The sequence below is a fragment of the Streptomyces sp. GDS52 genome (genome assembly GCF_052246875.1).
GTDB lineage: Bacteria > Actinomycetota > Actinomycetes > Streptomycetales > Streptomycetaceae > Streptomyces > Streptomyces cathayae.
This window is the reverse complement of the sequence record NZ_CM125966.1, coordinates 4,508,567-4,530,582: the sequence shown is the minus strand read 5'-3', so window position 1 is coordinate 4,530,582 and position 22,016 is coordinate 4,508,567. Positions and strand designations below refer to the sequence as shown.

Here is a 22,016-nt window from a genome sequence, read left to right as displayed (position 1 = left end):
GCACCCCCGGGCGCGCCCGAGGAAACGGCCGCAACCTTCAGCCGACGCCAAGGGTGCTATATGCGGCGGCTCCCTTACAGTGGAGCCGGCCGTTCGGGCCCTCGGATCATGGATCCGGGGGCCTTCGGCGCACCCTCGGGGACGGTGCCGCGGACCGCCGGGCGGGCACGGCGCGTAGTGCTCCGGTTGCGGAATCGACGGGTTCCTTATATGGCCTTCATCGTGCTACAACAGGTCTACACCACTGAGTGGTGTAGACCACCACCGATGGAGGAAGTATGAGCACCGCCACCGCATCGGCGGCTCCCGCGAAGAAGCGGGGATCCGGCCTGATCCAAGGCCTGCAGAAGGTGGGTCGCAGTCTCCAGCTCCCGATCGCCGTGCTGCCGGCGGCGGGCATCCTGCTGCGGCTCGGCCAGCCCGACGTGTTCGGCGCCGACGGTCTCGGCTGGGACAAGGTCGCGGCCGTGTTCGCCACCGCCGGTGGCGCGATCTTCGACAACCTCCCGATGCTGTTCTGCATCGGTGTGGCCATCGGCTTCGCCAAGAAGGCCGACGGCTCCACGGCGCTCGCCGCCCTGGTCGGCTTCCTGGTCTACAGCAACGTCCTGAAGGCGTTCCCCGTCACCGAGGCGAAGGTGCAGGCCGGCGAGGACATAGCCGCGACCTACAACAACCCCGGTGTGCTCGGCGGCATCCTGATGGGTCTGCTGGCGGCGGTGCTCTGGCAGCGCTACCACCGCAAGAAGCTGGTGGACTGGCTCGGCTTCTTCAACGGCCGCCGTCTGGTGCCGATCATCATGGCGTTCGTCGGCACCGCGATGGGTGTCTTCTTCGGTCTGGTCTGGGAGCCGATCGGCGACGGCATCTCGAACGTCGGTGAGTGGATCACCAGCCTCGGCGCCGTCGGCGCGGGTCTGTTCGGCCTGATCAACCGTGCGCTGATCCCGGTCGGCATGCACCAGTTCGTCAACACCGTCTCCTGGTTCCAGATCGGCGACTTCACCAACGCCGCGGGCGAGGTCGTCCACGGTGACCTGAACCGGTTCTTCGCCGGGGACCCGGACGCCGGAATGTTCATGTCGGGCTTCTTCCCGATCATGATGTTCGGTCTGCCGGCCGCCGCGATCGCCATCGCGCACGCCGCCCGCCCGGAGCGCCGCAAGGCCGTGATGGGCATGATGATCTCCCTCGCCCTGACGTCCTTCGTGACCGGTGTGACCGAGCCGATCGAGTTCGCGTTCATGTTCATCGCCCCGGCGCTGTACGTGATCCACGCGGTGCTCACCGCCCTGTCCATGGCGATCACCTGGGCGCTCGGGGTGCATGCGGGCTTCACCTTCTCGGCGGGCGCCATCGACTACGGGCTCAACTGGAACCTGGCGACCAAACCCTGGCTGATCATCCCGATCGGTCTGGTCTTCGCGGCGATCTACTACACGGTGTTCCGCTTCGCGATCGTCAAGTTCAACCTGCCGACCCCGGGCCGTGAACCCGAGGAGGAGATCGAGGACACCACGAAGGCGTGAGTGGTCCTCGTCGTCCCCGTACGACAGCGTGACCGAGGCCCCGGAGCCGTCAGGGAAGACGGCTCCGGGGCCTCGGTCGTGCGTGGGCGCGGGCGCGGTCGTGCGTGGCCTCGGGCGTGCGCGGGCTCAGAGCACGTACGTCGCGCCGGGTGCCGCGAGTTCCACCGGGCCGTCGTAGACGGCGCGGGCGTCGGCGAGGTTGACCTGGGGGTCGGTCCACGGGGCGATGTGGGTGAGGACCAGCCGGCGGGCGCGGGCGCGGGCCGCCGTCTCACCCGCCTCGCGACCGTTGAGGTGCAGGTCGGGGATGTTCTCCTTGCCGTGGGTGAAGGCGGCCTCGCACAGGAACAGGTCGGTGTCGTGGGCGAGTTCGTCGAGCGCCCGGCACACTCCGGTGTCACCGGAGTACGTCAGCGACTTCCCTCCGTGCTCGAGACGGATGGCGTACGCCTCCACCGGGTGCGCGACGCGTTCGGTGTGCACGACGAACGGGCCGAGCTCGAAGGTGGAGGGCTTGACCGTGTGGAAGTCGAAGACCTCGCTCATCGAGGAGGCCGAGGGGGTGTCGTCGTAGGCGGTGGTCAGCCGGTGCTCCGTGCCCTCGGGTCCGAAGACCGGGATCGGGTCGCAGGGGCCTCCGTGCCGGTAGTAGCGCGCCACGAAGTACGCGCACATGTCGATGCAGTGGTCGGCGTGCAGGTGGCTGAGGAAGATCGCGTCCAGGTCGTAGAGACCGCAGTGGCGCTGCAGCTCGCCCAGGGCACCGTTGCCCATGTCGAGAAGCAGCCGGAAGCCGTCGGCCTCGACGAGGTAGCTCGAGCAGGCCGATTCCGTGGACGGGAACGACCCCGAGCAGCCGACGACGGTGAGCTTCATGAAGCAGAAACCTCCGCTGGCGGGGTGAGGGGAACGGGGGTCGTGCGGTCCGTCGAGCGTAAGACTCAAAACCTTTGGCCGCTCCTTCGCCAGGGACGGTTGTGGGGGAACTCACCTGTGCTGTCACCGGTTCGGATGGCCGCGGGTCGTGCGAGGAGTGTGAGGGGGCGCACGCTCGCGGTGCGCGCCGGGGCCGTCGGGTGCCCGGTACCGTCGGGTCATGGACACGTCGTGGTGGCTCGCCCTCGTCGCGGTGGTACTGCTCGCGCTGGTCGCCACGCTCGTCGACGGCTGGGGCCGGGGGCACCGGTCCCGCTCCGAACGCCGGACGCGGGCCTCGGGGGCGGCGACCGCAGCGACGGCCGACACGGCCGGCGGTCCGCGGCCCGCGGAGATCTGGTGGGCCGACGTGCCCTACGAGGACGGGCCGGCGGCGGGGGCCGGGGCGTCGAAGGACCGGCCGTGCCTGGTGCTGGCGGTGCGTGGGGAGCGGGCGACCGTCGCGAAGATCACGACGCGCTTCCGGGAGGGGCGCGGCGGGGTGATCCCGCTGCCGGCGGGGGCCGTGGGGGATGCCCGGGGGCGGGCGAGCTTCCTGGAGACGGACGAGGTGCGCGAGGTGCCGGTGCGGGGGTTCCGGCGCCGGGTGGGGGTCGTCGACCGGGCGCTGTGGGAGCGGGTGCGGCATCTGGCCCGGTGACCCGGTGGCGGGCGGGACGCCGAGGGCGCCGGGATCCCAGGACCCCACCCAGAACCCCGAAAACATCGAAGGGGCCGGAGTAGGTCTTCGGCCCCTTCGTGCTGTCCTCGTGCGGGTCACGCCCAGAGCTGGCCCTGGAGCGTGTCGATGGCTTCCTCCGTCGTGGCGGCGGTGTAGACGCCGGTCGACAGGTACTTCCAGCCGCCGTCGGCGACGACGAAGGCGACGTCGGCGGACTCCCCCGCCTTGAGCGCCTTGTTCGCGACGCCGATCGCGGCGTGCAGGGCGGCACCGGTGGAGACACCCGCGAAGATTCCCTCCTGCTGGAGGAGTTCACGGGTGCGGGTGACCGCGTCGGCGGAGCCGACCGAGAAACGGGTGGTGAGGACGGAGGCGTCGTACAGCTCGGGAACGAAGCCCTCGTCGAGGTTGCGCAGTCCGTAGACCAGGTCGTCGTAGCGCGGTTCGGCGGCGACGATCTTCACGTCCGGCTTGTGCTCGCGCAGGTAGCGGCCGACGCCCATGAGGGTGCCGGTGGTGCCGAGGCCGGCCACGAAGTGGGTGATCGAGGGGAGGTCGGCGAGGATCTCCGGGCCGGTCGTCGCGTAGTGGGCGCCGGCGTTGTCGGGGTTGCCGTACTGGTAGAGCATCACCCAGTCCGGGTGTTCGGCGGAGATCTCCTTGGCCACCCGTACGGCGGTGTTGGAACCGCCCGCGGCTGGGGAGGAGATGATCTCCGCGCCCCACATGGCGAGGAGTTCCCGGCGCTCCTGGGAGGTGTTCTCGGGCATCACGCACACCATGCGGTAGCCCTTGAGCTTGGCGGCCATCGCCAGGGAGATGCCGGTGTTGCCGGACGTCGGCTCCAGGATGGTGCAGCCCGGGGTGAGCCGGCCGTCCTTCTCCGCCTGCTCGATCATGAACAGGGCCGGGCGGTCCTTGATCGAGCCGGTCGGGTTGCGGTCCTCGAGCTTCGCCCAGATACGGACGTCGGCGGACGGCGACAGCCGCGGCAGGCCCACCAGAGGGGTGTTGCCCACCGCGGCCAGCGGCGAGTCGTAGCGCATCCGGGATCAGGCCGCGCCGCCGGCCACGGCCGGCAGGATCGTGACGCTGTCGCCGTCGGACAGCTTGGTGCTGATGCCGTCCAGGAAGCGGACGTCCTCGTCGTTGAGGTACACGTTGACGAAGCGGCGCAGCTGGTCGCCCTTGGTGTCGTCGACGAGGCGGGCCCTGATGCCCGGGTGCCGGGTCTCGAGGTCGGCGAAGAGGTCGGTAAGGGTCTCTCCGGTGCCCTCCACCGCCTTCTGACCGTCGGTGTACTGGCGGAGGATGGTCGGGATACGGACCTCGATGGCCATGGCAGGGGGCTCCTGTCGGTATGTCGTCTGGTCGGTGGGCGCGCGGCGGCGCGGGAGGTGTGCAGGCGTGCCTGCGCGGTGGGGCCGCCGGGGCTCACGGGCCGTACGGCGGGAAGCTCGGTGTCAACAGATGGCACTGGCGAGTCTGCACAGGTCGACGTGCAGCCGCGCCACGAGCAGCTTGCCCGGCGTCTTGTCGCTCACGTCATGGAGAACCATGAGCTCATCGTATCGATTCCCGATGACGGGAACCGAATGCCGTCTCATACTGCGGATGATTGACGACCGGGGTGTGGGAACGTGCAGATCGGCGCGTCAGTACGCCTCGACGACCTCGACCTCTTCCTCGGTGACTTCGCCGCCCACGATGCGGAACGAGCGGAACTGGAACTCGCCGAGGCCGTCGAGGTCGGCGGTGGAGACCAGGACGTAGTGGGCTCCGGGTTCGCCGGCCAGGTCGATGTCGGTGCGGGAGGGGTGGGCCTCGGTCGCGGTGTGCGAGTGGTAGACGATCACCGGTTCCTCGTCGTTGTCGTCCATCTCGCGGTACAGCTTGAGCAGGTCCTTCGAGTCGAACTCGTAGAACGTGGGTGAGCGGGCCGCGTTCAGCATGGGGATGAAGCGCTCGGGGCGGCCGGAGCCCACGGGACCCGCGACCACACCGCACGCCTCGTCGGGGTGGTCCTTGCGTGCGTGGGCGACGATCTGGTCGTACAGGGTCTGGGTGAGGGTCAGCATGAGGTTCAGGATAAGCAGAGGGCCGTCCCGTACCGAGGGGTGGTACGGGACGGCCCGGATGCCGGACGCCGGGACACCGGACGCCTTGAACGGTGGTCGTGCGGGAGTGCCACGAGTACTCCCGCACGACGGGTACGGTCACCCGGCAGAACCCCACGGCCGGTGCTCCGGCACGGTCGGCAGGAGCTAGCGGCTGATTTTCGCGAACTCCGGCTCGCGGCCCTCGGTGCTGCGCGGGCTGCGGTTCTTGAGGACCATCCAGCCGATGCTCAGGACGATGGCCCAGCCGGCCATCACGTAGAGACAGATCCTGGCCTCCGCGTCGATCGCGATGAGGGCGGTGACGAAGAGCAGGAACACGATGGCGATGTAGGAGCACACCGAGCCGCCGGGCGCCGGGAAGGAGGAGGCGGGCAGCCTGCCCGCGACCACCTGGCGGCGGTAGAGGATGTGGCTGATCAGGATCATCAGCCAGGTCCAGATGCCGGCCGCCGTGGCGATGGAGGTGACGTAGCCGAACGCCTTCTCCGGGACGACGTAGTTCAGGACGACGCCGATGCCCATGAAGACCACCGAGGTGGCGATGCCGAGCGCCGGGGTCCTGCTGGAGGACAGCCGCTTGAAGGTCCGCGGGGCCTCGCCGTTGTCCGCGAGGCTGCGCAGCATGCGGCCCGTGGAGTACATCCCGGAGTTGCAGGAGGACAGGGCGGCGGTCAGCACGACGAAGTTGACGATGCCGGCGCCGGCCGGGATGCCGATCTGGGCGAAGGCCGCGACGAAGGGGCTGACGCCCGGCCCGAACTCGGTCCACTTGACCACGCACAGGATGACGGTGAGGGCGCCGACGTAGAACAGGGCGATGCGCCAGGGCAGGGTGTTGATCGCCTTGGGGAGGGTCTTCTCCGGGTTCTTGGACTCGCCGGCCGTGACGCCGACGATTTCGACGGCGAGGTAGGCGAACATGACGCCCTGGAGGGTCATCAGGGACGACCCGATGCCCTTGGGGAAGAAGCCGTCGAAGGCCCAGAGGTTGGACACCGCGGCGGTGTCCCCGGCGGCGCTGAAGCCGAAGGTGAGCACGCCGAGCCCGATCACGATCATGCCGATGATGGCGGTGACCTTGACCATCGAGAACCAGAACTCGATCTCGCCGAACATCTTCACCGAGATGAGGTTGGCCCCGAAGAGGACGAGCAGGAAGACCAGGGCGGTGACCCACTGCGGGATCTGCGGGAACCAGTAGTTGACGTAGATCGCGGCGGCCGTGAGTTCGGCCATACCGATGACGATCCACATCAGCCAGTACGTCCAGCCGGTGAAGTAGCCGAAGAACGGGCCGAGGAACTCCCGCGAGTACTCGGCGAAGGAACCCGAGACCGGGCGGTAGAGCAGAAGCTCGCCGAGCGCCCGCATGATGAAGAAGATGATCACGCCGGCGAGGCCGTACATGACGATCAGGCTGGGTCCGGCCTTGGCGATGTTCGCTCCGGCTCCCAGGAAGAGGCCGACGCCGATGGCGCCGCCGATCGCGATCATCTGGACTTGCCGGCTGTTGAGTCCGCGCTCGTACCCCTCGCCGGATACGGACTCCGTGTCGACCTGCGGTGAGGCCATGTGGCATGCGCCTTTCTCCATGTCGATCCGGGCCGCTGGTGGGCCCCGGATCGGGTCTCGGTCCCCCCGGACTGATGGAGCTGAGCGGGCCCGCTCACGCCTGGCCGGCGGTTGCCGACTCGTGGCTCACCCGACGAACGCATGAGTGGCGTTCACCTGGTGGTCGTGCAGATCTACCACGGTCGCAACACTGATCAGCAGCCGTTTGTGACGCACACCACAGGAGGAAGTGGGCGAAGGTCGCCCGAGGAGCACATAGGAGGCGAAAGCCTTGACAGGATCGCCACGCGGACTTGAGTGTTCTCTGAGCGAACACGTCGGCGGACTTTCCCGAACATACCGACCGGTTGCCCGACATGGGCGGCGTCGCTCCGCCGAAAGCGTGGCGCCGCACCGCGACGGGCGGCGACTCGGCCCTGCGGCGGGCGGCGGCGGGCGTGGCGCGCCTACGGCATGAGGGTCTCGACGAGGGTCTCCTGGAGGCCGCCGAGCCACAGGTACGCCATCACCATGGGCTTGCGCGGGTCCTCGTCCGGGAGGCGGAAGAGGAGGTCGGTGTCGCCCTCGTCGTCGATCTCCAGCCGGGAGCCGATCGCCAGGCGCAGGTCGTTCAGCGCGCCGAGCCACTGCCGGGACTCCCCGGCCGAGAGCTTCAGCACCGCCCCGCCCTCACCGGCCGCGGTGAGGGCGTCCAGGGAGCGGATCACCGCGAGGGCGTTGTCGCGTTTGCCGGCCCGCAGGTCGTTCTCGGTGAAGCGGCGGAACTCCGCGGAGTGCGCCCGCTGTTCCTCGGTGTCCTTGAGGGAGTCGGGCTCCTCGGGGTCGCCGTAGGCGTCCGGGAAGAGCCGGCGCAGCACCGGGTCGGTGGGCGGCTCGCTCGGGCCCTCGGTGAAGAGTCCGGCGAGCGGGTCGTCGGGGGCGTCCTCGGCCGGGCCGGGGCCGAGGAGCTCCATGAGCTGCACGGCCAGGGAGCGGATGATGGAGATCTCGACGTCGTCGAGGGCGACGGCCGCGCCGCCGTCGGGGAGCGGTTCGAATTGTCCTGACATGGAGGCGATTCGCTACTTCCGGTCACGCGGGCGGGGGTGGGTCGGGTCCGGCGTGGTCACTTCCGGTCCTGCTGGAGGGTGGCCCACAGGCCGTAGCCGTGCATGGCCTGGACGTCGCGTTCCATTTCCTCGCGCGTGCCGCTGGAGACGACCGCCCGACCCTTGTGGTGGACGTCGAGCATGAGCTTGGTGGCCTTGTCCTTGGAGTAGCCGAAGTACGTCTGGAAGACGTACGTCACATAGCTCATGAGGTTGACCGGGTCGTTGTGGACGATGGTGATCCAGGGGACGTCGGGCTCGGGTACGGCGAAGGCCTCTTCCGCCGACTCGGTGCGTTCGATCTCCAGGGGTGCGGGTGACGTCACAGTGCCCATGCTGCCACCGGAAGGCGTCAAGAGCACAAACCGGCCCGCACGGGCCGTCATACGTCCGGGTTTCACCCGGAATCACCTGCGGGGCCGCACCCGCGACCGGCCCCGGCCGGTCCGTGACGGGATAGAAATCGTCAGAGTGACGAAATGGGGGTAGCATTCGTCGTATGAACACAGCGGACCTTGGGTTGCCGGTGGCTGTTCCGTCCACGGCGCTCTTCACCGACCACTATGAGCTGACGATGCTGCAGGCCGCCCTGAACGGTGGCACCGCCGACCGGCGCAGCGTGTTCGAGGTCTTCACCCGGCGCCTGCCGGACGGCCGCCGCTACGGCGTGGTGGCCGGCACCGGGCGGGTCCTGGACGCGGTGGAGAACTTCCGTTTCGACGGGGCCGTCCTCGACTTCCTGCGCGAGAAGAACGTCGTCGACGGGCGGACCCTCGACTGGCTGGCCGACTACCGCTTCTCCGGCGACATCTGGGGCTACCCGGAGGGTGAGGTGTACTTCCCGGGCTCGCCGATCATGCGGGTGGAAGGCAGTTTCGCGGAGTGCGTGCTGCTGGAGACCGTGATCCTGTCGATCCTCAACCACGACTCGGCGATCGCCGCGGCGGCCTCCCGGATGTCCTCCGCCGCCGGGGACCGGCCGCTGATCGAGATGGGCGCCCGGCGCACCCACGAGCTGGCCGCGGTGGCCGCCGCCCGGGCCGCGTACCTCGGCGGCTTCACCTCCACCTCGGACCTGGCGGCCGGCTTCCGCTACAACATCCCGACCGTGGGCACCTCCGCGCACGCCTTCACCCTGGTGCACGACAGCGAGCGGGACGCCTTCCGGGCGCAGGTCGACTCCCTCGGCGGCGGTACGACACTGCTGGTGGACACCTACGACGTGGCCGAGGCGGTCCGCGCGGCCGTCGAGGTCGCCGGGCCGGAGCTGGGCGCCGTACGGATCGACTCCGGTGACCTGCTGCTGGTGGCGCACCGGGTGCGGCAGCAGCTGGACGAGCTGGGCGCCACCGGGACGAGGATCCTGGTGACCTCCGACCTGGACGAGTACGCCATCGCCTCCCTGGCCGCCGCGCCGGTGGACGCGTACGGCGTCGGCACCCAGCTGGTGACCGGCTCCGGGCACCCGACGGCCTCCATGGTCTACAAGCTGGTCGCCCGCGCCGAGTCCGCCGACCCGAAGGCACCGCTGGTGCCGGTGACGAAGAGGTCCACCGGTGGCAAGACCTCCGTCGGCGGCCGCAAGTGGGCCGCGCGGCGGCTGGACGGGGACGGTGTCGCCGAGGCCGAGGTGGTCGGCACCGGGCAGGTGCCCGACGCGCTGGCCGACCGGCAGCTGCTGGTGGAACTGGTCAAGGGCGGCGAGGTGACCGCGACCGCGCGCGAGCCGCTGGACGTGCTCCGCGAGCGGCACCGGGCGGCCCGCGCCGAGCTGCCGCTCTCCGCGACCCAGCTCTCCCGGGGAGAACCCGTCATTCCGACGGAGTACGCGTGCGAGGGCTCGGGTAGCTAGAACTGCGTGTCCCGCTGCACGCCCCGCACCCGCCGCGCGCACGGCTCCCCGGCCGGGACCCCGGCCCGTCGTGCCGCACACCTGTCCGCACCGCTCCACGTTCGATCCCGCACTCGACCCCGCACCCGACCCTCCGTTCGATTTCTCGTTCGATTTCGTGCACGATCCGTACCGATCCGCACTCCACGGGCCCGGAGCCTCACCGGCCGGGTCCGCTCCCCACCCGACCCCACAGCCGAAGGACTCCGACCATGCGCCGCGCCTTGATCGTCGTTGACGTGCAGAACGACTTCTGCGAGGGGGGCAGCCTCGCCGTCACCGGTGGTGCCGACGTGGCCGCCGCCATCACCGAGCTGATCGCTCAGACCCCGGCCCCGGCCGGCTACCGGCACGTGGTGGCCACCCGCGACCACCACATCGCCCCCGGCGGCCACTTCGCCGACAACCCCGACTACGTCAGCTCCTGGCCCGCGCACTGCGTCGCCGGGACGGAGGGCGCCGGCTTCCACCCGAACTTCGCCCCCGCGGTCAGCTCCGGCGCGGTCGACGCCGTCTTCGACAAGGGGGCGTACTCGGCGGCGTACAGCGGCTTCGAGGGGACCGACGAGAACGGTGTGACGCTGGCCGACTGGCTGCGGGAGCGGCAGATCGACGAGGTGGACGTGGTGGGCATCGCCACCGACCACTGCGTGCGCGCCACCGCGCTGGACGCCACCCGCGAGGGCTTCCGCGCCCAGGTCCTGCTCGACCTCACCGCCGGGGTGGCCGCACAGACCACCGAGCGGGCGCTCGAGGAGCTGCGCGGAGCGGGCGTGGAGCTCTCGGGGAAGCCCGTCGTGCAGTAGACGCGCAGGAGGCGTGCGGTGACCGCGGGACCGCCGGGTCAGGCGGGGGCCGTGGGGCGCCCGAGCAGTGCCCTGATCGGATGCCACAGCTCCACGGCCGGCGCGGTGCCGGCCAGGACGCCGCTGCCGGGTGCCGTGCGCCAGATGAGCCCATCGGGATGGTGCAGCACCGCGGTGATCTCGTCGGGGCTCGGCGGGGCCGCGTTGCCCCGCAGGTAGACGGCGCGCAGGCCCAGGTTGCGCAGCCTGGTCAGGGCGCGCGCCCGGTTGCCCGCGTGCACGAGGAAGCGCACCGAGCCGGTGGGGCCGGCGGCGGGGCTGGGCAGGTTCAGCGCCACCACCACGGTGCCGTTCGGCAGCTTGCAGAAACCTCCTGCGGCCATGGATGTCATACCCCCGTCGGACCAGGTGTCAATAAGAAAGCCACAGGACGCACCTAAACACGGATCGGCGGCAACCCGCCAGGGGGTCACCGCCGATCACGCTCTGAGCTGCGAAAACGCTGTTTACTTCGTCGCGCGGCCCACTTCGAGGTGGATCGTCGAGCCGTTTCCGGACTCCTTGACGATCTTGATCTTGGTGTTGGTGTCAGTGATCTGGACACCACCGGTCGGGTTCGTCCCGTCGTAGTAGGTGTTCGTCCGGTCGTTGAAGACCGGCACCCCCTTCGAGGAGCGGATCTTGGTCGCGACGCCGTTCTTGTGCAGCGTGATGCCGTCCGTGCGGAACGTGCTGAACGGCGCGTCGTACGTCTGGATACGGTTGCGCATCAGCGTGCCGTCGGACCACTTCAGCGCGGTCGGGTGCGAGTCGACCGGCAGGATCAGGCCCCTGCCCGGGTGGCGGCTGGTGTTGTTGTCGGCCTGGGAGGTGTCCCACTTCCAGATCAACAGGCCGTTCTGGTACGGGAAGTGCTCCACCCAGTCCGGACGGCTGTTCGCGAAGCCGAAGTTGTACGGGCCGACCTTCAACGTCTTGTCGTACGACACGTACTGGCGGTTCTCGGCGATGTAGTACTGCGCGTAGTCCTTGGTGAAGGACGCTCCGATGCGGGAGAAGCCCTTCGCCGTCCAGGCGGCGTCCGCGGTCTCCGCGTCGTCCGTGAACAGGGCGGTGCCGTCCGCCGTCACCGAGATCCGGTCGGCCGCGAAGCCCTTCATCGCCAGGCCGCCGTCGGTCTGGTAGCGGAAGCGCAGGTCGATCCGCTGACCGGCGTAGGCGTCCAGCGGGTACGCCAGCGGCTGGTAGCCGTCGACCGTGCCGTGCAGGGCCGGCTTGTCGCTGCCGTCGCGTGGGATCGGCCGGCCGTCCACCGTGCCGTCCAGGGCGGTCCAGTTGGCGCCGTCGTCGGTCGAGACCTCGGCGTAGAGGAAGTCGTAGTCGGACTCGATCTCGTACCAGCCGTCGAGGGTCAGCTCGGCCGACGCCTTGCCGGTGAGGTCCACCGAACGGGTCAGGGTGTTCCTCAGGTCGTCACCGCTGCCGCTCCACCACTGGGTCTCGCCCTCGGCCGGGACGACCACCTCGGTGGTGACCGCCTTCTCGGGCAGCGCGACCACGAGAGCCTGCTTGTCACGGGTGTTGTACTCGGCGGGGCCCAGCTTGTGCTTCGACTTCGTCGCGGCCTTGGCCGTGTCGTAGTCCAGCCAGCCCAGCTGGAGCTTGTCCCAGGCGGTCATGTCGCCGGGCAGGTCACCGATCTCGTTCTTGCCGGTGCCGAGCCAGGAGCCGGAGGACATCAGGGTCCAGAAGCCGGTGGAGTTCTCACCGCCCGCGGTGTCGTAGTGGTCCGGCAGACCGAGGTCGTGACCGTACTCGTGGGCGAAGACGCCGAGTCCGCCGTTCTCCGGCTGGATGGTGTAGTCGCCGACCCAGATGCCGGTGTCGCCGATCTGGGTGCCGCCGAGCTTGTTCTGCTCGGGTCCGGTGGCGCCGGCGTCGGTGCCGAAGGCGTACCAGCGGTGGGCCCAGATCGCGTCCTCGCCCTGGGCACCGCCGCCGGCGGACTCGTCCTCACCGGCGTGCACGATCTGGAAGTGGTCGATGTAGCCGTCGGGCTCGTTGAAGTCGCCGTCGCCGTCGTGGTCGTAGCGGTCCCACTGGTCGTACTCGGCGAGATCGGCGCTGATCTCGGCGCCGGTCCGGCCGGCCGCCTTCTGGTCGTCGACCCAGGCGTTGACGCCGTCCTGCACCACGTACCAGGCGCAGTTGTCGGGAACGCACTGGTTGGAGCCGTAACGGGCCTCGTTGTAGGGGACCTTGACCCAGTCGGAGACCTCGCCCTCGACCGAGTAGCGGCCCGAGGACTGCTTCTCGTAGTACGTCTTGAGCGACTCGACACCCTTGCCGGTGCCGAAGTACATGTCCTCGAAGTGCTTCTGGTCGTAGTCCGCCTGCCACGCGGTGGAGTTGTCCACCCTGCGGTCCGGCTCGGCTATCTCGTTGTGCAGCGGGCCGCGGGTGCCGCCGTAGCGGCTGTCGATCTCGTCGCCGAACTCGACCAGGATCGTGAAGATCTTGTCGGTCTTCTCGCGGCCGAGCTCGACGTACTTGCCGGTGCCCTTCTTGCCCTTGCCCTTGAGTTCGACGACCTTCGAACCGTCCCGGTTCTTGACCGACGCCTGGCCTGATATGACCTGGTTCAGGGCCTCTTCGCGCTGTGCCGTCCTTGTCTTGGAGAGCGGCCCCGCGAGGTCGTGCTCCACGTGCTGGTGCTCCGCCGGGTCCTGTCGGTCCACGGTGGCGGGCCGGTCGGCCCGGTCGGCCGTGTCGGCCTGGGCCACGGTGAACGCAGAGCAGGTGGCGGTGACCGCCGCGAGCGCCACGCCCGTCGCGGCTGCTCTGAACGTCCAGGGTCTACTGGTCACTTGAGATCCCCTCCCGCGTTCGTGCGCGCGAAAGCAGGGTCCGGGTGATGGATGGTCGCGCACACGTGATCAACGCGTGTAGTCAAGTGACCACATTTGACTAAAGGTTCAGCAGAAAAAACAGACCTTGACTTGAACAGGACAATTGCATTATGCAGAGGCGCCGTTGACTTCGCGGACACGCCGGGCACGGCCGTGCGGACGGCATGACTCCGTGCGCCCCCTGTGCACCGGCCCCGTCGGTCAGGTCACGCTTACCGTGCGTTCCGCTCGGGCACGCTCGCGGTGAGAGTCGCCTGGCGGCACACCGTCGAGCCGGTGGAAAGCCAGGCCGCCAGCCCCCGATTCCCGAGGACACGATGGCCATGCCCCGTCCGACTGTCGCTCAGCTCGTCTACGGTTCGTGCACCGTGGTCTTCTCGACCTTCACCATGCTGCTGTTGTCACAGACGAGTTCGGGCGCGGGGATCGCGCTCGTCGTCGTCGCGGCGCTCGCCCTCGGACTGCTGGTGGCCATGACGGTGCCGCTCTCCGGGCGCACCCGTCCCGCCCCGGTGGTGCGGTCCGCGCCGCAGGAGCCGGTACGGGCGACCGTGCCGTCACCGGCAGCCGCACCGGCCCGCGAGGCGGTGCGGGCGCGGGCCGTCTCCTGACGGGTGCCGGGCCGGCCTCGAGCCGGCCCGGCGTCATCGTGTGCTCACCACGACCGTCTTGGCCGCCTTGTCGTGCAGGCCCTGCTTGTAGGGCCGGTCGAAGAAGCTCCAGCCACCCGCGATCACGGTCCAGACGCAGGCGCAGCAGAACGCGAACGGCAGCCAGAGCACGGCGGCACGGGTCAGTGACGTCTGCGTGGACGGGGTCGCGCCGTCGGACAGGTCGGCCACCCTCAGTTTCAGCCACTTCTTGCCGAGGGTCTGCCCCGTGCGGGCCGTCATGAACGTGTCGTAGCCGATGTAGAGGACCGCGGCGATGAGGGACTGGGCGAAGGACTTCCCCGCGTTGATCTGGTCGCCGTTCACGTTGTACTCGCTCACCCCGAAGGGCCAGGTGAGCAGCCAGAGGACGATGCCCACGAGGATCATGTCGATGATGCGGGCGAGGGTGCGCCTGCCGCTGTCGGCGAGCGGCGGCATCCCCGCGAGGGGGTCGCCGGGACCGGACCCGTAAGGGCCGCCGGGGCCAGGCCCGTAGGGGCCGCCCCCACCGTACGGACCTCCGCCACCACCGCCGTACGGGTCACCGCCACCACCGCCGTACGGGTCACCGCCACCCGCCTGCGAACCGCCGCCCGCGCCCTGGTGCGGCGGCGGGGGCTGGCTGCCGGGTGGGGGCTGCTTCTTGAACGGGTCGTCGTCCGGCGGCTGCTGACCGGAGCCGGGGGGCGGTTCGGTGCTCATGGCCCGAGTCGACCGCGAACCCCCCGGCATCGCATCCGGCGAGCCGCCGTCCGGAGTACCGGCGCCGGGACGATCCGTCAGAGAATTTCCGGCGGAAAAGGCCCTAGCCCGCGACGAACGTGTGTGCGGCCTTGTCGTGCCAGCACTGCCGCCACGGCTTGTCGAACAGACACCACAGGACGCCCACCACACCGATGACGAGCAGACCGGGGATGCTGTAGACCAGCCAACGGCGCAGGGCCGCGCCCCACTCCGGCGCCTCGTGTCCCTCGATGTCCCGTACCTCGAGCCCCATCAGCTTCTTGCCCAGGGTGCGGCCCCATGTGACGGTGGGCAGCACCTCGTAGAGGACACCGCCGACCAGGAGGACGGCGAGGACGATGCCGAGGTGGACCGACGTGGTGCCGTCGAGCAGCCACACCGTGACGGTCTCGCCGGACAGTTTGGCCGCGTCGATCTTCGCTTTGATGTGGTCCGCCGCCGCGATGCCGAGCGGCACGGCGGCCACCGCGGTGATCCCGCCGAGCAGGACCGTGTCCAGCAGACGCGCGACCAGCCGCTTGCCGAGTCCCGCGGGCCGGGCCGAGGCCTGGCGTCTGGCGGCAGCCTGGAACACGTCCTCGACCGGTGGCTTCCACGGCGCGGGGGGCCGCTCCTCCCCGTCCGTGCGCCGGTTCACCTGCTGCGCCCAGGAGGACTGCCCCCCACCGGGGCCGCTCGACAGCGGCCCCGGTGCCGGTGCCGGGGTCGGGGCGGGGGCGGGGGCGGGAGTCGGAGCGGCGGCCTGCGGAGGGACGGCTTGCGGAGGAACGGCCTGCGGAGCGGCAGCCGGGGTGGCGGCGGCCGGACTCCCGTTCGCCGCCTGGGCGGAGACGGCGCGGGCGGCACGCGCGGCGGCGGCCTTGCCGGCCCCGAAACCGGGCCCCCCGGACGGACCCTTGCGCGGGCCGGCGGCACGGAAGGTCATGGTGCCCTCCTCCGCCGGGGCACCGCCGGAGGACGGGGCGGGCCCAAAAGAGGCGGCGGGCGCGGTGGGCGACTGCGCCGCCGGCGGGTGGAACACGAACTCGTCGTCCGGGGGCGTCCCGCCGGCGTCCGGACCGGGGGCGTGCGGCACTCTCGGGTCCGCGCCCCAGGAGACCCGGCGGTCCTGGTCGCCGCCGAAGCCCGACTGGCGGGAGCGGTCGGCGCCCCAGGCGGAGGCGGGCTCGGGCCGGCTGCCGTGCTGGGATTCGGCCGGGGAGGGCGACGGAGAAGGCGGCGAAGAAGGGGATGAAGAAGGGAACGGGGAGGAGAACGGGGACGGTTCGTCGGCCGGGTCCTCGTCGAAGAAGTGCGGGCCGGTCTCCTCGGCGGAGGGCGCCGGAGCGGTACCGGCGGACGCCGCCGGCGCGAGGGGCGCGCCGCCGCCCTCCGGTGCCGGACGGCTCGTGCCCGGCACCCAGGCGGCACCGTTCCAGTACCGGACGTACCCGGGAATGGACGGGTCCGGGTAGTAGCCTTCGCGCGGCGTGTCGTCGCCGGGGGCCGGGGTGGGGGCGCTCATGTCCGTCGTCCCGTATCTGCTCGGGGGTGGGTCGGGGGAACCACATCTATCAGACGGGCGCAAGCATCACCGCCCGTCCGGCCGGACCCACCCCTTTCGGGCGCCGATCTGGTACCGGTACGAAAAACCTTTCGTACCGGTGCGGTGGGGAAAGGCGGTGCGGGCAGCGGTCGTTCAGAAGAGCTTGCCCGGGTTCAGGAGGTTCAGCGGGTCGAAGGTCCGTTTGACGGCCCGCTGCATCTCCAGGCCCACCGGGCCGATCTCGCGCGCCAGCCACTCCTTCTTCAGGACACCGACGCCGTGCTCGCCGGTGATGGTGCCGCCGAGTTCCAGGCCGAGGGCCATGATCTCGTCGAAGGACTCGCGGGCGCGGCGCGACTCCTCGGGGTCCTGGGCGTCGAAGCAGACCGTCGGGTGGGTGTTGCCGTCCCCCGCGTGGGCGACGACGCCGATGGTGAGCCGGTACTTCTCGGAGATCCGTTCGACGCCGTCGATGAGTTCGCCGAGCCGGGAGCGGGGCACGCACACGTCGTCGATCATCGTGGTGCCCTTGACCGCTTCCAGCGCGACCAGGGACAGCCGCCGGGCCTTGAGCAGCAGTTCGGACTCGGCGGTGTCGTCGGCCGGTACGACCTGGGTGGCTCCGGCGGCCTCGCAGAGCGCGCCGAGGGCGGCGAGGTCGGCGGCGGGGTCGGTGGTGTCGAACGCCGCGAGCAGCAGGGCCTCGGTGCTCTCGGGGAGGCCCATGTGGGTCATGTCGTTGACGGCCTTGACCGTGGTGCGGTCCATGAGTTCGAGGAGCGAGGGGACGTGCCCGCCGGCCATGATGCGGCACACCGCGTCGCAGGCGGCGGCGCCGGAGGCGAACTCGGCGGCCAGGACGAGCTGCTCGGGCGGTTCGGGCCGCAGGGCGAGGACCGCGCGCACGACGATGCCGAGGGAACCCTCGGAACCGACGAACAGGCGGGTCAGGTCGTATCCGGCGACGCCCTTGGCGGTGCGGCGGCCGGTGGACATCAGGCGGCCGTCGGCGAGGACCACGTCGAGGCCGAGTACGTACTCGGCGGTGACCCCGTACTTCACGCAGCACAGCCCGCCGGAGGCGGTGCCGATGTTGCCGCCGATGGTGCACGTCTCCCAGCTGGAGGGGTCGGGTGGATAGAAGAGGCCGTGCTCGCCGACGGCCCGGGAGAGGGCGGCGTTGACGACGCCGGGTTCGACGACGGCGATCCGGTCGACGGGGTTGATCTCCAGGATGGCGTCCATCCTGGTCAGGGAGAGCACGATGCATCCGTCGGTCGCGTTGGCGGCGCCGGACAGGCCGGTGCGGGCGCCCTGCGGGACGACCGGGACGCGCAGTGCGGTGGCGGTGCGCATGACGTGCTGGACCTGTTCGACCGTACGGGGCAGGACGACCACCGCCGGGCTGCCGGCCGGGCAGAAGCTCGCCATGTCGTTGGCGTAGGAGGCCGTGATGTCGGGGTCGGTGAGCACCGCTTCGGGGGGCAGGCCGCCGAGCAGGCGGTCGACGAGGATGTCGGCCGGCACCGTGTCTTCATCGCGTCGCGCTTCGATACGGCTCATGATCACAGCGTGACACCCAGGGCCATCGGTGTGAACCCCGCGTACGGCACCCGGTGGTAAGCCGCCGTGAGCCGGGGTGTGGTTCGTCGTATCGACAGATGATGTGACGCACAGTGTGCGCCATGGACGACAAGCCACAAGAGACCCGCGAGCCGGACGCGCCCCCTGGGCACGGCGGGCCCCGTCGGCGGGTGAACCGCCGGATGCTGCTCGGCTCGGTCGCCGGGTGCGCCGTGATCGGCGGGGTGCTGGTGCTGCTGCCGTGGGGGCACGGGGCGGACGGGCCCGTGGAGCCGGCGCCGGGGGCACCGGCCCTGGCGGCGGTCGCCAGTGGCGTGCCGACGTCGCTGCCCGGTCTGGAGGGCCTGATCGCGGAGCGGCAGCGGCATCTGGAGAAGCATCCGCAGGACGCGGAGGCCTGGGCGGTGCTCGGGGCGGCCCGGGTGGAGCAGGGGCGACGGCTGGCGGACCCCGCGCACTACCCGCGGGCCGAGCAGGCGCTGCGCACCTCGCTGAAGGTACGGGCGAAGGACAACGCCGGGGCGCTGCGCGGGATGGCGGTGCTGGCGAACGCGCGCCGCGACTACCCCGCCGCACGCGAGTGGGGCGAACGGGCGCTGCGGCTGGAGCCGAAGCGGTGGACGACGTATCCGCCGCTGATCGAGGCGTATGCAGGACTCGGCGACGGCGGGGCGGCGGAAAAGACGCTGGACAGGCTGAAGGCGCTGTGGTCGGGACCGGTCGTGATGGCGCGGGCGGCGGCCCTGTACCGGGACAAGGGTCTGCAGGAGGACGCGGCGGCCCAGCTGTCCGACGCCGCCGCCGCGGCCGGGGACCCCGCCGAGCGGGCCGGGTATCTGGAGCGGGCCGGACAGCTGGCCTGGGAGCGCGGCGACCGGGAGGACGCGCTGCGGCACTTCCAGGAGGCGCTGCGGACCGACCCGGACCAGCGGGCGGCACAGGCGGGGCAGGGCAGGGCGCTGGCCGCGCTCGGGCGGACCACGGAGGCGATCGACGCCTACCGGGCGGCGCTGGCCCGGCAGCCGCGACCGGAGTACGCGCTGGAGCTGGGCGAGTTGTACACGTCGCTGGGGCTGCGGCAGGCGGCCCGGGTGCAGTACGACCTGCTGCGCGAGCGGGTGCGGGCGGCCGCCGCGCACGGGGTCGACGAGGACCTGGTCCTCGGGCGGTTCGAGGCGGACCACGGGGACCCCGGGGCCGCGGTGCGGCTGCTGCGGGCGGAGTGGAGGCGGCAGCCGTCGGCGGAGGTGGCCGACGCGCTGGGCTGGGCGCTGCACCGGTCGGGGAAACCCGAGGAGGCGCTGGAGTACGCGGTGCGGGCGACGGAGAGGACGAAGGGCGGGGTGCGCAACGCCCTGTCCCTCTTCCACCGGGGCATGATCGAGGGGCAACTGGGGCGTTGGGGGCCGGCGCGGCGGCATCTGCGGGAGGCGATGGCGCTCAACCCGTATTTCTCCCCGCTCCGGGTGCCGCAGGCCGAGGCGGCACTGGAACGGCTGGGCGAACCACCCGTCGACGACGGACCGCCCGCCTGGGCCGAGGAGGCCGAGAGGGCAGAAGAGGCCAAGAGGGCCAAGAGGGCCAAGGAGGCCGAAAGGGCCGAGAAAGCCAAGAGGCTCGAGGAAGCCGAGAAGGCCAAGGAGGCCAAGGAGGCCAAGGAGGCCAAGGAGGCCAAAAGGGCCGGGGAAGCCGAGAGGGCAGAAGTAGCCAAGCGGGCTGAGAAGACGGAAGAAAGCGAGAGAGCCAAGAAGGCCGAGGAAGCCAAGAGGGCCAAGAGGGCCAAGGAGGCCGAAAGGGCCGAAAGGGCTGAAGGGGCTGAAGGGGCTGAAGGGGCTGAAGAAGCCGAAAGAACCGAGAGGACCAGGGAAGCCGAAAAGGCCGTGGGAGCCGAGAGGGCCGGGGAATCCGAAGAAGCCGTGGGAGCAGAAGAAGCCGAAGCGGGCCGAAGCAGACCGAGGCGGGACGAAGCAGACTGAGGTAGGTCGCAGCAGGCTGAGGTGGACTAAGGCGGGGTCGGCCGGTGGGCCGAAACGAGGTCGGCCGGTGGGCCGAGGCGGGGTCGGCCGGTGGGCCGAGGCGGGGTCGGCCGGTGGGGCGCCGGATGCGGGCGCCCGGCACCCGGCACCCGGCGCCCCGCACCCCGCACCCGGCGCCCCGCCAGCCGGCGTCCCGCGGCCGGCCGACCCGACCGGTCACAGGTTGCCGCGGCGCTCCTGCTCCCGCTCGATCGCCTCGAACAGGGCCTTGAAGTTGCCCTTGCCGAAGCCCATGGAGCCGTGCCGTTCGATGATCTCGAAGAACACGGTCGGCCGGTCCTGGACCGGCTTGGTGAAGATCTGCAGCAGATAGCCGTCCTCGTCCCGGTCGGCGAGGATCTTCAGCTCGCGCAGGGTCTCCACGGGCACCCGGGTGTCGCCGACCCACTCGCCGAGGGTGTCGTAGTACGAGTCCGGGGTGTCCAGGAACCGCACACCGGCCGCGCGCATCTGCCGGACCGTCTGCACGATGTCGTTGCTGTTGAGCGCGATGTGCTGGACGCCGGCGCCGCCGTAGAACTCCAGGTACTCGTCGATCTGGGACTTCTTCTTGGCGACGGCGGGCTCGTTGATCGGGAACTTGACCTTGAGCGTGCCGTCGGCGACCACCTTCGACATCAGCGCGCTGTACTCGGTGGCGATGTCGTCACCCACGAACTCCTTCATGTTCGTGAAGCCCATGACCTTGTTGTAGAACGCGACCCACTCGTTCATCCGGCCGAGCTCGACGTTGCCGACGCAGTGGTCGATGGCCTGGAAGGACCGCTGGGCGGGCGGTTCGACGATCGGGTCGGCGGTGACGTAGCCGGGCAGGTAGGGCCCGTCGTAGCCGGTGCGCTCGACCAGGGTGTGCCGGGTCTTGCCGTAGGTGGCGATCGCGGCGAGCACGACGGTGCCGTGCTCGTCCTTCAGCTCGTACGGCTCGGCCACGGAGCGGGCGCCGTGCTCGACGGCGTAGGCGTACGCGGCCCGCGCGTCGGGGACCTCGAGGGCCAGGTCGACGACGCCGTCGCCGTGCGCGGCGACGTGCTCGGCGAGGAAGGTGCCCCACTCGGTGGACGGTTTGACCACCGAGGTGAGGACGAACCGGGCGGAGCCGCTCTCCAGGACGTAGCTCGCGGTCTCGCGGCTGCCGTTCTCCGGTCCGGAGTAGGCGACCAGCTTCATGCCGAAGGCGGTGGAGTAGTAGTGCGCCGCCTGCTTGGCGTTGCCCACGGCGAAGACGACCGCGTCCATTCCCTTGACCGGGAAGGGGTCGGCCTGCCGGGCGGTCGCGTCGGGAGTGAGGTGTGTGGTCTGCGTCATAGGGGCAGGGTGATGCAGCCCTGCAAGGTGCGCAATAGTTCACGTATCCGCTGGGCAGGATGTCCAGTCGAACGCCCGATTCACCGGGCTTTCTGTACAGGATGACCACCACGCACCGGGAGGCCTCCGTGGCGATCGATCAGCTGGACGGCCGGATCATCGTGCTGCTGGCGCGGGAGCCGCGGACGGGGGTGCTGGAGATGTCCCGGCGGCTCGGGGTGGCGCGGGGGACGGTGCAGGCGCGGCTGGACCGGCTTCAGTCGAACGGAGTCATCCGCGGGTTCGGTCCCCAGGTGGACCCGGCGGCCCTCGGCTACCCGGTCACGGCGTTCGCGACGCTGGAGATCCGGCAGGGTCAAGGACCCGATGTCCGGGAGCACTTGGCGAGTGTGCCGGAGGTCCTCGAGCTGCACACCACCACCGGCAGCGGGGACATGCTGTGCCGGCTCGTGGCCCGTTCCAACGCCGATCTCCAACGGGTGATCGACCGGGTCGTCGGTTTTGATGGAATCGTCCGGGCCGCCACGGCGATCGTGATGGAGAACCCCGTTCCGCTGCGGATCATCCCCCTGGTGGAGCAGGCGGCGCTCCGCGAGCCGCCGCAGGGCGGCCGGGGCACACCGGACTGACCGGACGGGCCTGGCCGAGCTGGGGTGA

General features: G+C 70.5%; 20 protein-coding genes and 1 pseudogene. 7 read left to right on the top strand and 14 right to left on the bottom strand.

Translation table 11 applies throughout. The features are described 5' to 3' along the window. Nucleotides 1-278 precede the first annotated feature (278 nt). Nucleotides 279-1,529: a PTS transporter subunit EIIC gene (locus ACTWJ9_RS20720; protein WP_279335731.1), complete on the top strand. Its 1,251-nt coding sequence runs from the start codon at nt 279-281 to the stop codon at nt 1,527-1,529. Nucleotides 1,530-1,655: 126 nt separating this feature from the next. Here the strand turns inward: ACTWJ9_RS20720 and ACTWJ9_RS20715 are convergent, their stop codons facing one another. Then, nucleotides 1,656-2,405: an MBL fold metallo-hydrolase gene (locus ACTWJ9_RS20715; protein ID WP_279335730.1), complete on the bottom strand. Its 750-nt coding sequence runs from the start codon at nt 2,403-2,405 to the stop codon at nt 1,656-1,658. Nucleotides 2,406-2,625: 220 nt separating this feature from the next. Between ACTWJ9_RS20715 and ACTWJ9_RS20710 the strand changes: the two genes are divergently transcribed. After that, the gene (locus tag ACTWJ9_RS20710; RefSeq protein ID WP_279335729.1) at nt 2,626-3,105 is read left to right on the top strand and encodes a type II toxin-antitoxin system PemK/MazF family toxin; all 480 of its coding nucleotides are present in this window, start codon (nt 2,626-2,628) and stop codon (nt 3,103-3,105) included. A 116-nt stretch (nt 3,106-3,221) separates the two neighbouring features. On the opposite strand, the gene ACTWJ9_RS20705 is transcribed toward ACTWJ9_RS20710, so the two are convergent. The 7 genes from ACTWJ9_RS20705 to clpS all read right to left on the bottom strand — a co-directional run bounded on the left by ACTWJ9_RS20705 (nt 3,222) and on the right by clpS (nt 8,241). Then, nucleotides 3,222-4,172, bottom strand: coding sequence for a PLP-dependent cysteine synthase family protein (locus ACTWJ9_RS20705; RefSeq protein ID WP_109378356.1), 951 nt, complete (start codon nt 4,170-4,172; stop codon nt 3,222-3,224). A gap of 6 nt (nt 4,173-4,178) precedes the next feature. Then, on the bottom strand, nt 4,179-4,466 hold the full coding sequence (locus ACTWJ9_RS20700) for a MoaD/ThiS family protein (RefSeq protein ID WP_279335728.1): 288 nt from the start codon (nt 4,464-4,466) through the stop codon (nt 4,179-4,181). 123 nt (nt 4,467-4,589) lie between these two features. Continuing rightward, the gene (locus tag ACTWJ9_RS20695) at nt 4,590-4,685 is read right to left on the bottom strand and encodes a putative leader peptide (RefSeq protein WP_323056066.1); all 96 of its coding nucleotides are present in this window, start codon (nt 4,683-4,685) and stop codon (nt 4,590-4,592) included. Between the two features lie 96 nt (nt 4,686-4,781). After that, on the bottom strand, nt 4,782-5,204 hold the full coding sequence (locus tag ACTWJ9_RS20690) for a M67 family metallopeptidase (RefSeq protein ID WP_279335727.1): 423 nt from the start codon (nt 5,202-5,204) through the stop codon (nt 4,782-4,784). A 186-nt stretch (nt 5,205-5,390) separates the two neighbouring features. Then, nucleotides 5,391-6,818 carry an amino acid permease gene (locus ACTWJ9_RS20685; RefSeq protein WP_387037524.1) on the bottom strand — a complete coding sequence of 476 codons (1,428 nt, stop codon included), beginning with the start codon at nt 6,816-6,818 and terminating at the stop codon, nt 5,391-5,393. A 446-nt stretch (nt 6,819-7,264) separates the two neighbouring features. Then, on the bottom strand, nt 7,265-7,867 hold the full coding sequence (locus ACTWJ9_RS20680; protein WP_279335725.1) for a DUF2017 domain-containing protein: 603 nt from the start codon (nt 7,865-7,867) through the stop codon (nt 7,265-7,267). A 56-nt stretch (nt 7,868-7,923) separates the two neighbouring features. Then, on the bottom strand, nt 7,924-8,241 hold the full coding sequence (gene clpS / locus ACTWJ9_RS20675; RefSeq protein ID WP_279335724.1) for an ATP-dependent Clp protease adapter ClpS: 318 nt from the start codon (nt 8,239-8,241) through the stop codon (nt 7,924-7,926). Between the two features lie 164 nt (nt 8,242-8,405). Between clpS and ACTWJ9_RS20670 the strand changes: the two genes are divergently transcribed. Together ACTWJ9_RS20670 and ACTWJ9_RS20665 are read left to right on the top strand one after the other, a co-directional pair. Continuing rightward, complete coding sequence (locus tag ACTWJ9_RS20670; protein ID WP_443294565.1) at nt 8,406-9,758, top strand: nicotinate phosphoribosyltransferase; 1,353 nt, start codon at nt 8,406-8,408, stop codon at nt 9,756-9,758. Between the two features lie 251 nt (nt 9,759-10,009). After that, nucleotides 10,010-10,603, top strand: a complete 594-nt coding sequence (locus ACTWJ9_RS20665) for a nicotinamidase (RefSeq protein WP_279335722.1) — start codon at nt 10,010-10,012, stop codon at nt 10,601-10,603. Between the two features lie 38 nt (nt 10,604-10,641). On the opposite strand, the gene ACTWJ9_RS20660 is transcribed toward ACTWJ9_RS20665, so the two are convergent. Both ACTWJ9_RS20660 and ACTWJ9_RS20655 read right to left on the bottom strand, forming a co-directional pair. Beyond that, nucleotides 10,642-10,986 carry a hypothetical protein gene (locus ACTWJ9_RS20660; RefSeq protein WP_279335721.1) on the bottom strand — a complete coding sequence of 115 codons (345 nt, stop codon included), beginning with the start codon at nt 10,984-10,986 and terminating at the stop codon, nt 10,642-10,644. Between the two features lie 123 nt (nt 10,987-11,109). After that, nucleotides 11,110-13,470: an immune inhibitor A domain-containing protein gene (locus ACTWJ9_RS20655; protein ID WP_279335720.1), complete on the bottom strand. Its 2,361-nt coding sequence runs from the start codon at nt 13,468-13,470 to the stop codon at nt 11,110-11,112. Nucleotides 13,471-13,829: 359 nt separating this feature from the next. Between ACTWJ9_RS20655 and ACTWJ9_RS20650 the strand changes: the two genes are divergently transcribed. Next, a complete protein-coding gene (locus tag ACTWJ9_RS20650) occupies nt 13,830-14,123 on the top strand; it encodes a hypothetical protein (RefSeq protein ID WP_279335719.1) in 294 nt (97 codons plus the stop codon). Between the two features lie 33 nt (nt 14,124-14,156). On the opposite strand, the gene ACTWJ9_RS20645 is transcribed toward ACTWJ9_RS20650, so the two are convergent. The 3 genes from ACTWJ9_RS20645 to ACTWJ9_RS20635 all read right to left on the bottom strand — a co-directional run bounded on the left by ACTWJ9_RS20645 (nt 14,157) and on the right by ACTWJ9_RS20635 (nt 18,003). After that, complete coding sequence (locus ACTWJ9_RS20645; protein ID WP_387037535.1) at nt 14,157-14,867, bottom strand: RDD family protein; 711 nt, start codon at nt 14,865-14,867, stop codon at nt 14,157-14,159. A gap of 103 nt (nt 14,868-14,970) precedes the next feature. Then, entirely contained in the window at nt 14,971-16,413 is a 1,443-nt protein-coding gene (locus tag ACTWJ9_RS20640) for an RDD family protein (protein ID WP_279335717.1), read from the bottom strand. A gap of 174 nt (nt 16,414-16,587) precedes the next feature. Beyond that, nucleotides 16,588-18,003 carry an FAD-binding oxidoreductase gene (locus tag ACTWJ9_RS20635; RefSeq protein ID WP_387037539.1) on the bottom strand — a complete coding sequence of 472 codons (1,416 nt, stop codon included), beginning with the start codon at nt 18,001-18,003 and terminating at the stop codon, nt 16,588-16,590. A gap of 116 nt (nt 18,004-18,119) precedes the next feature. Between ACTWJ9_RS20635 and ACTWJ9_RS20630 the strand changes: the two are divergent. After that, a pseudogene (locus ACTWJ9_RS20630) lies at nt 18,120-19,544 on the top strand (tetratricopeptide repeat protein); the annotation flags it as partial. Between the two features lie 666 nt (nt 19,545-20,210). Here ACTWJ9_RS20630 and hppD read toward each other — a convergent pair. Beyond that, the gene (gene hppD / locus ACTWJ9_RS20625; protein ID WP_279335715.1) at nt 20,211-21,359 is read right to left on the bottom strand and encodes a 4-hydroxyphenylpyruvate dioxygenase; all 1,149 of its coding nucleotides are present in this window, start codon (nt 21,357-21,359) and stop codon (nt 20,211-20,213) included. Nucleotides 21,360-21,487: 128 nt separating this feature from the next. Between hppD and ACTWJ9_RS20620 the strand changes: the two genes are divergently transcribed. Next, nucleotides 21,488-21,988: an Lrp/AsnC family transcriptional regulator gene (locus tag ACTWJ9_RS20620; protein WP_279338035.1), complete on the top strand. Its 501-nt coding sequence runs from the start codon at nt 21,488-21,490 to the stop codon at nt 21,986-21,988. The last annotated feature ends 28 nt before the right edge of the window (nt 21,989-22,016 follow it).

Excerpts from the sequence above, each read along its gene's own strand:
- ACTWJ9_RS20705 (WP_109378356.1), bottom strand. The coding sequence starts at position 4,172 with ATGCGCTACGACTCGCCGCTGGCCGCGGTGGGCAACACCCCTCTGGTG.
- ACTWJ9_RS20685 (WP_387037524.1), bottom strand. The coding sequence starts at position 6,818 with ATGGCCTCACCGCAGGTCGACACGGAGTCCGTATCCGGCGAGGGGTAC.
- ACTWJ9_RS20660 (WP_279335721.1), bottom strand. The coding sequence starts at position 10,986 with ATGGCCGCAGGAGGTTTCTGCAAGCTGCCGAACGGCACCGTGGTGGTG.
- clpS (WP_279335724.1), bottom strand. The coding sequence starts at position 8,241 with ATGGGCACTGTGACGTCACCCGCACCCCTGGAGATCGAACGCACCGAG.
- ACTWJ9_RS20695 (WP_323056066.1), bottom strand. The coding sequence starts at position 4,685 with ATGGTTCTCCATGACGTGAGCGACAAGACGCCGGGCAAGCTGCTCGTG.
- ACTWJ9_RS20640 (WP_279335717.1), bottom strand. The coding sequence starts at position 16,413 with ATGAGCGCCCCCACCCCGGCCCCCGGCGACGACACGCCGCGCGAAGGC.
- ACTWJ9_RS20650 (WP_279335719.1), top strand. The coding sequence starts at position 13,830 with ATGGCCATGCCCCGTCCGACTGTCGCTCAGCTCGTCTACGGTTCGTGC.
- ACTWJ9_RS20665 (WP_279335722.1), top strand. The coding sequence starts at position 10,010 with ATGCGCCGCGCCTTGATCGTCGTTGACGTGCAGAACGACTTCTGCGAG.
- ACTWJ9_RS20690 (WP_279335727.1), bottom strand. The coding sequence starts at position 5,204 with ATGCTGACCCTCACCCAGACCCTGTACGACCAGATCGTCGCCCACGCA.
- ACTWJ9_RS20715 (WP_279335730.1), bottom strand. The coding sequence starts at position 2,405 with ATGAAGCTCACCGTCGTCGGCTGCTCGGGGTCGTTCCCGTCCACGGAA.
- ACTWJ9_RS20680 (WP_279335725.1), bottom strand. The coding sequence starts at position 7,867 with ATGTCAGGACAATTCGAACCGCTCCCCGACGGCGGCGCGGCCGTCGCC.
- ACTWJ9_RS20700 (WP_279335728.1), bottom strand. The coding sequence starts at position 4,466 with ATGGCCATCGAGGTCCGTATCCCGACCATCCTCCGCCAGTACACCGAC.
- ACTWJ9_RS20645 (WP_387037535.1), bottom strand. The coding sequence starts at position 14,867 with ATGAGCACCGAACCGCCCCCCGGCTCCGGTCAGCAGCCGCCGGACGAC.
- ACTWJ9_RS20710 (WP_279335729.1), top strand. The coding sequence starts at position 2,626 with ATGGACACGTCGTGGTGGCTCGCCCTCGTCGCGGTGGTACTGCTCGCG.
- hppD (WP_279335715.1), bottom strand. The coding sequence starts at position 21,359 with ATGACGCAGACCACACACCTCACTCCCGACGCGACCGCCCGGCAGGCC.
- ACTWJ9_RS20670 (WP_443294565.1), top strand. The coding sequence starts at position 8,406 with ATGAACACAGCGGACCTTGGGTTGCCGGTGGCTGTTCCGTCCACGGCG.
- ACTWJ9_RS20720 (WP_279335731.1), top strand. The coding sequence starts at position 279 with ATGAGCACCGCCACCGCATCGGCGGCTCCCGCGAAGAAGCGGGGATCC.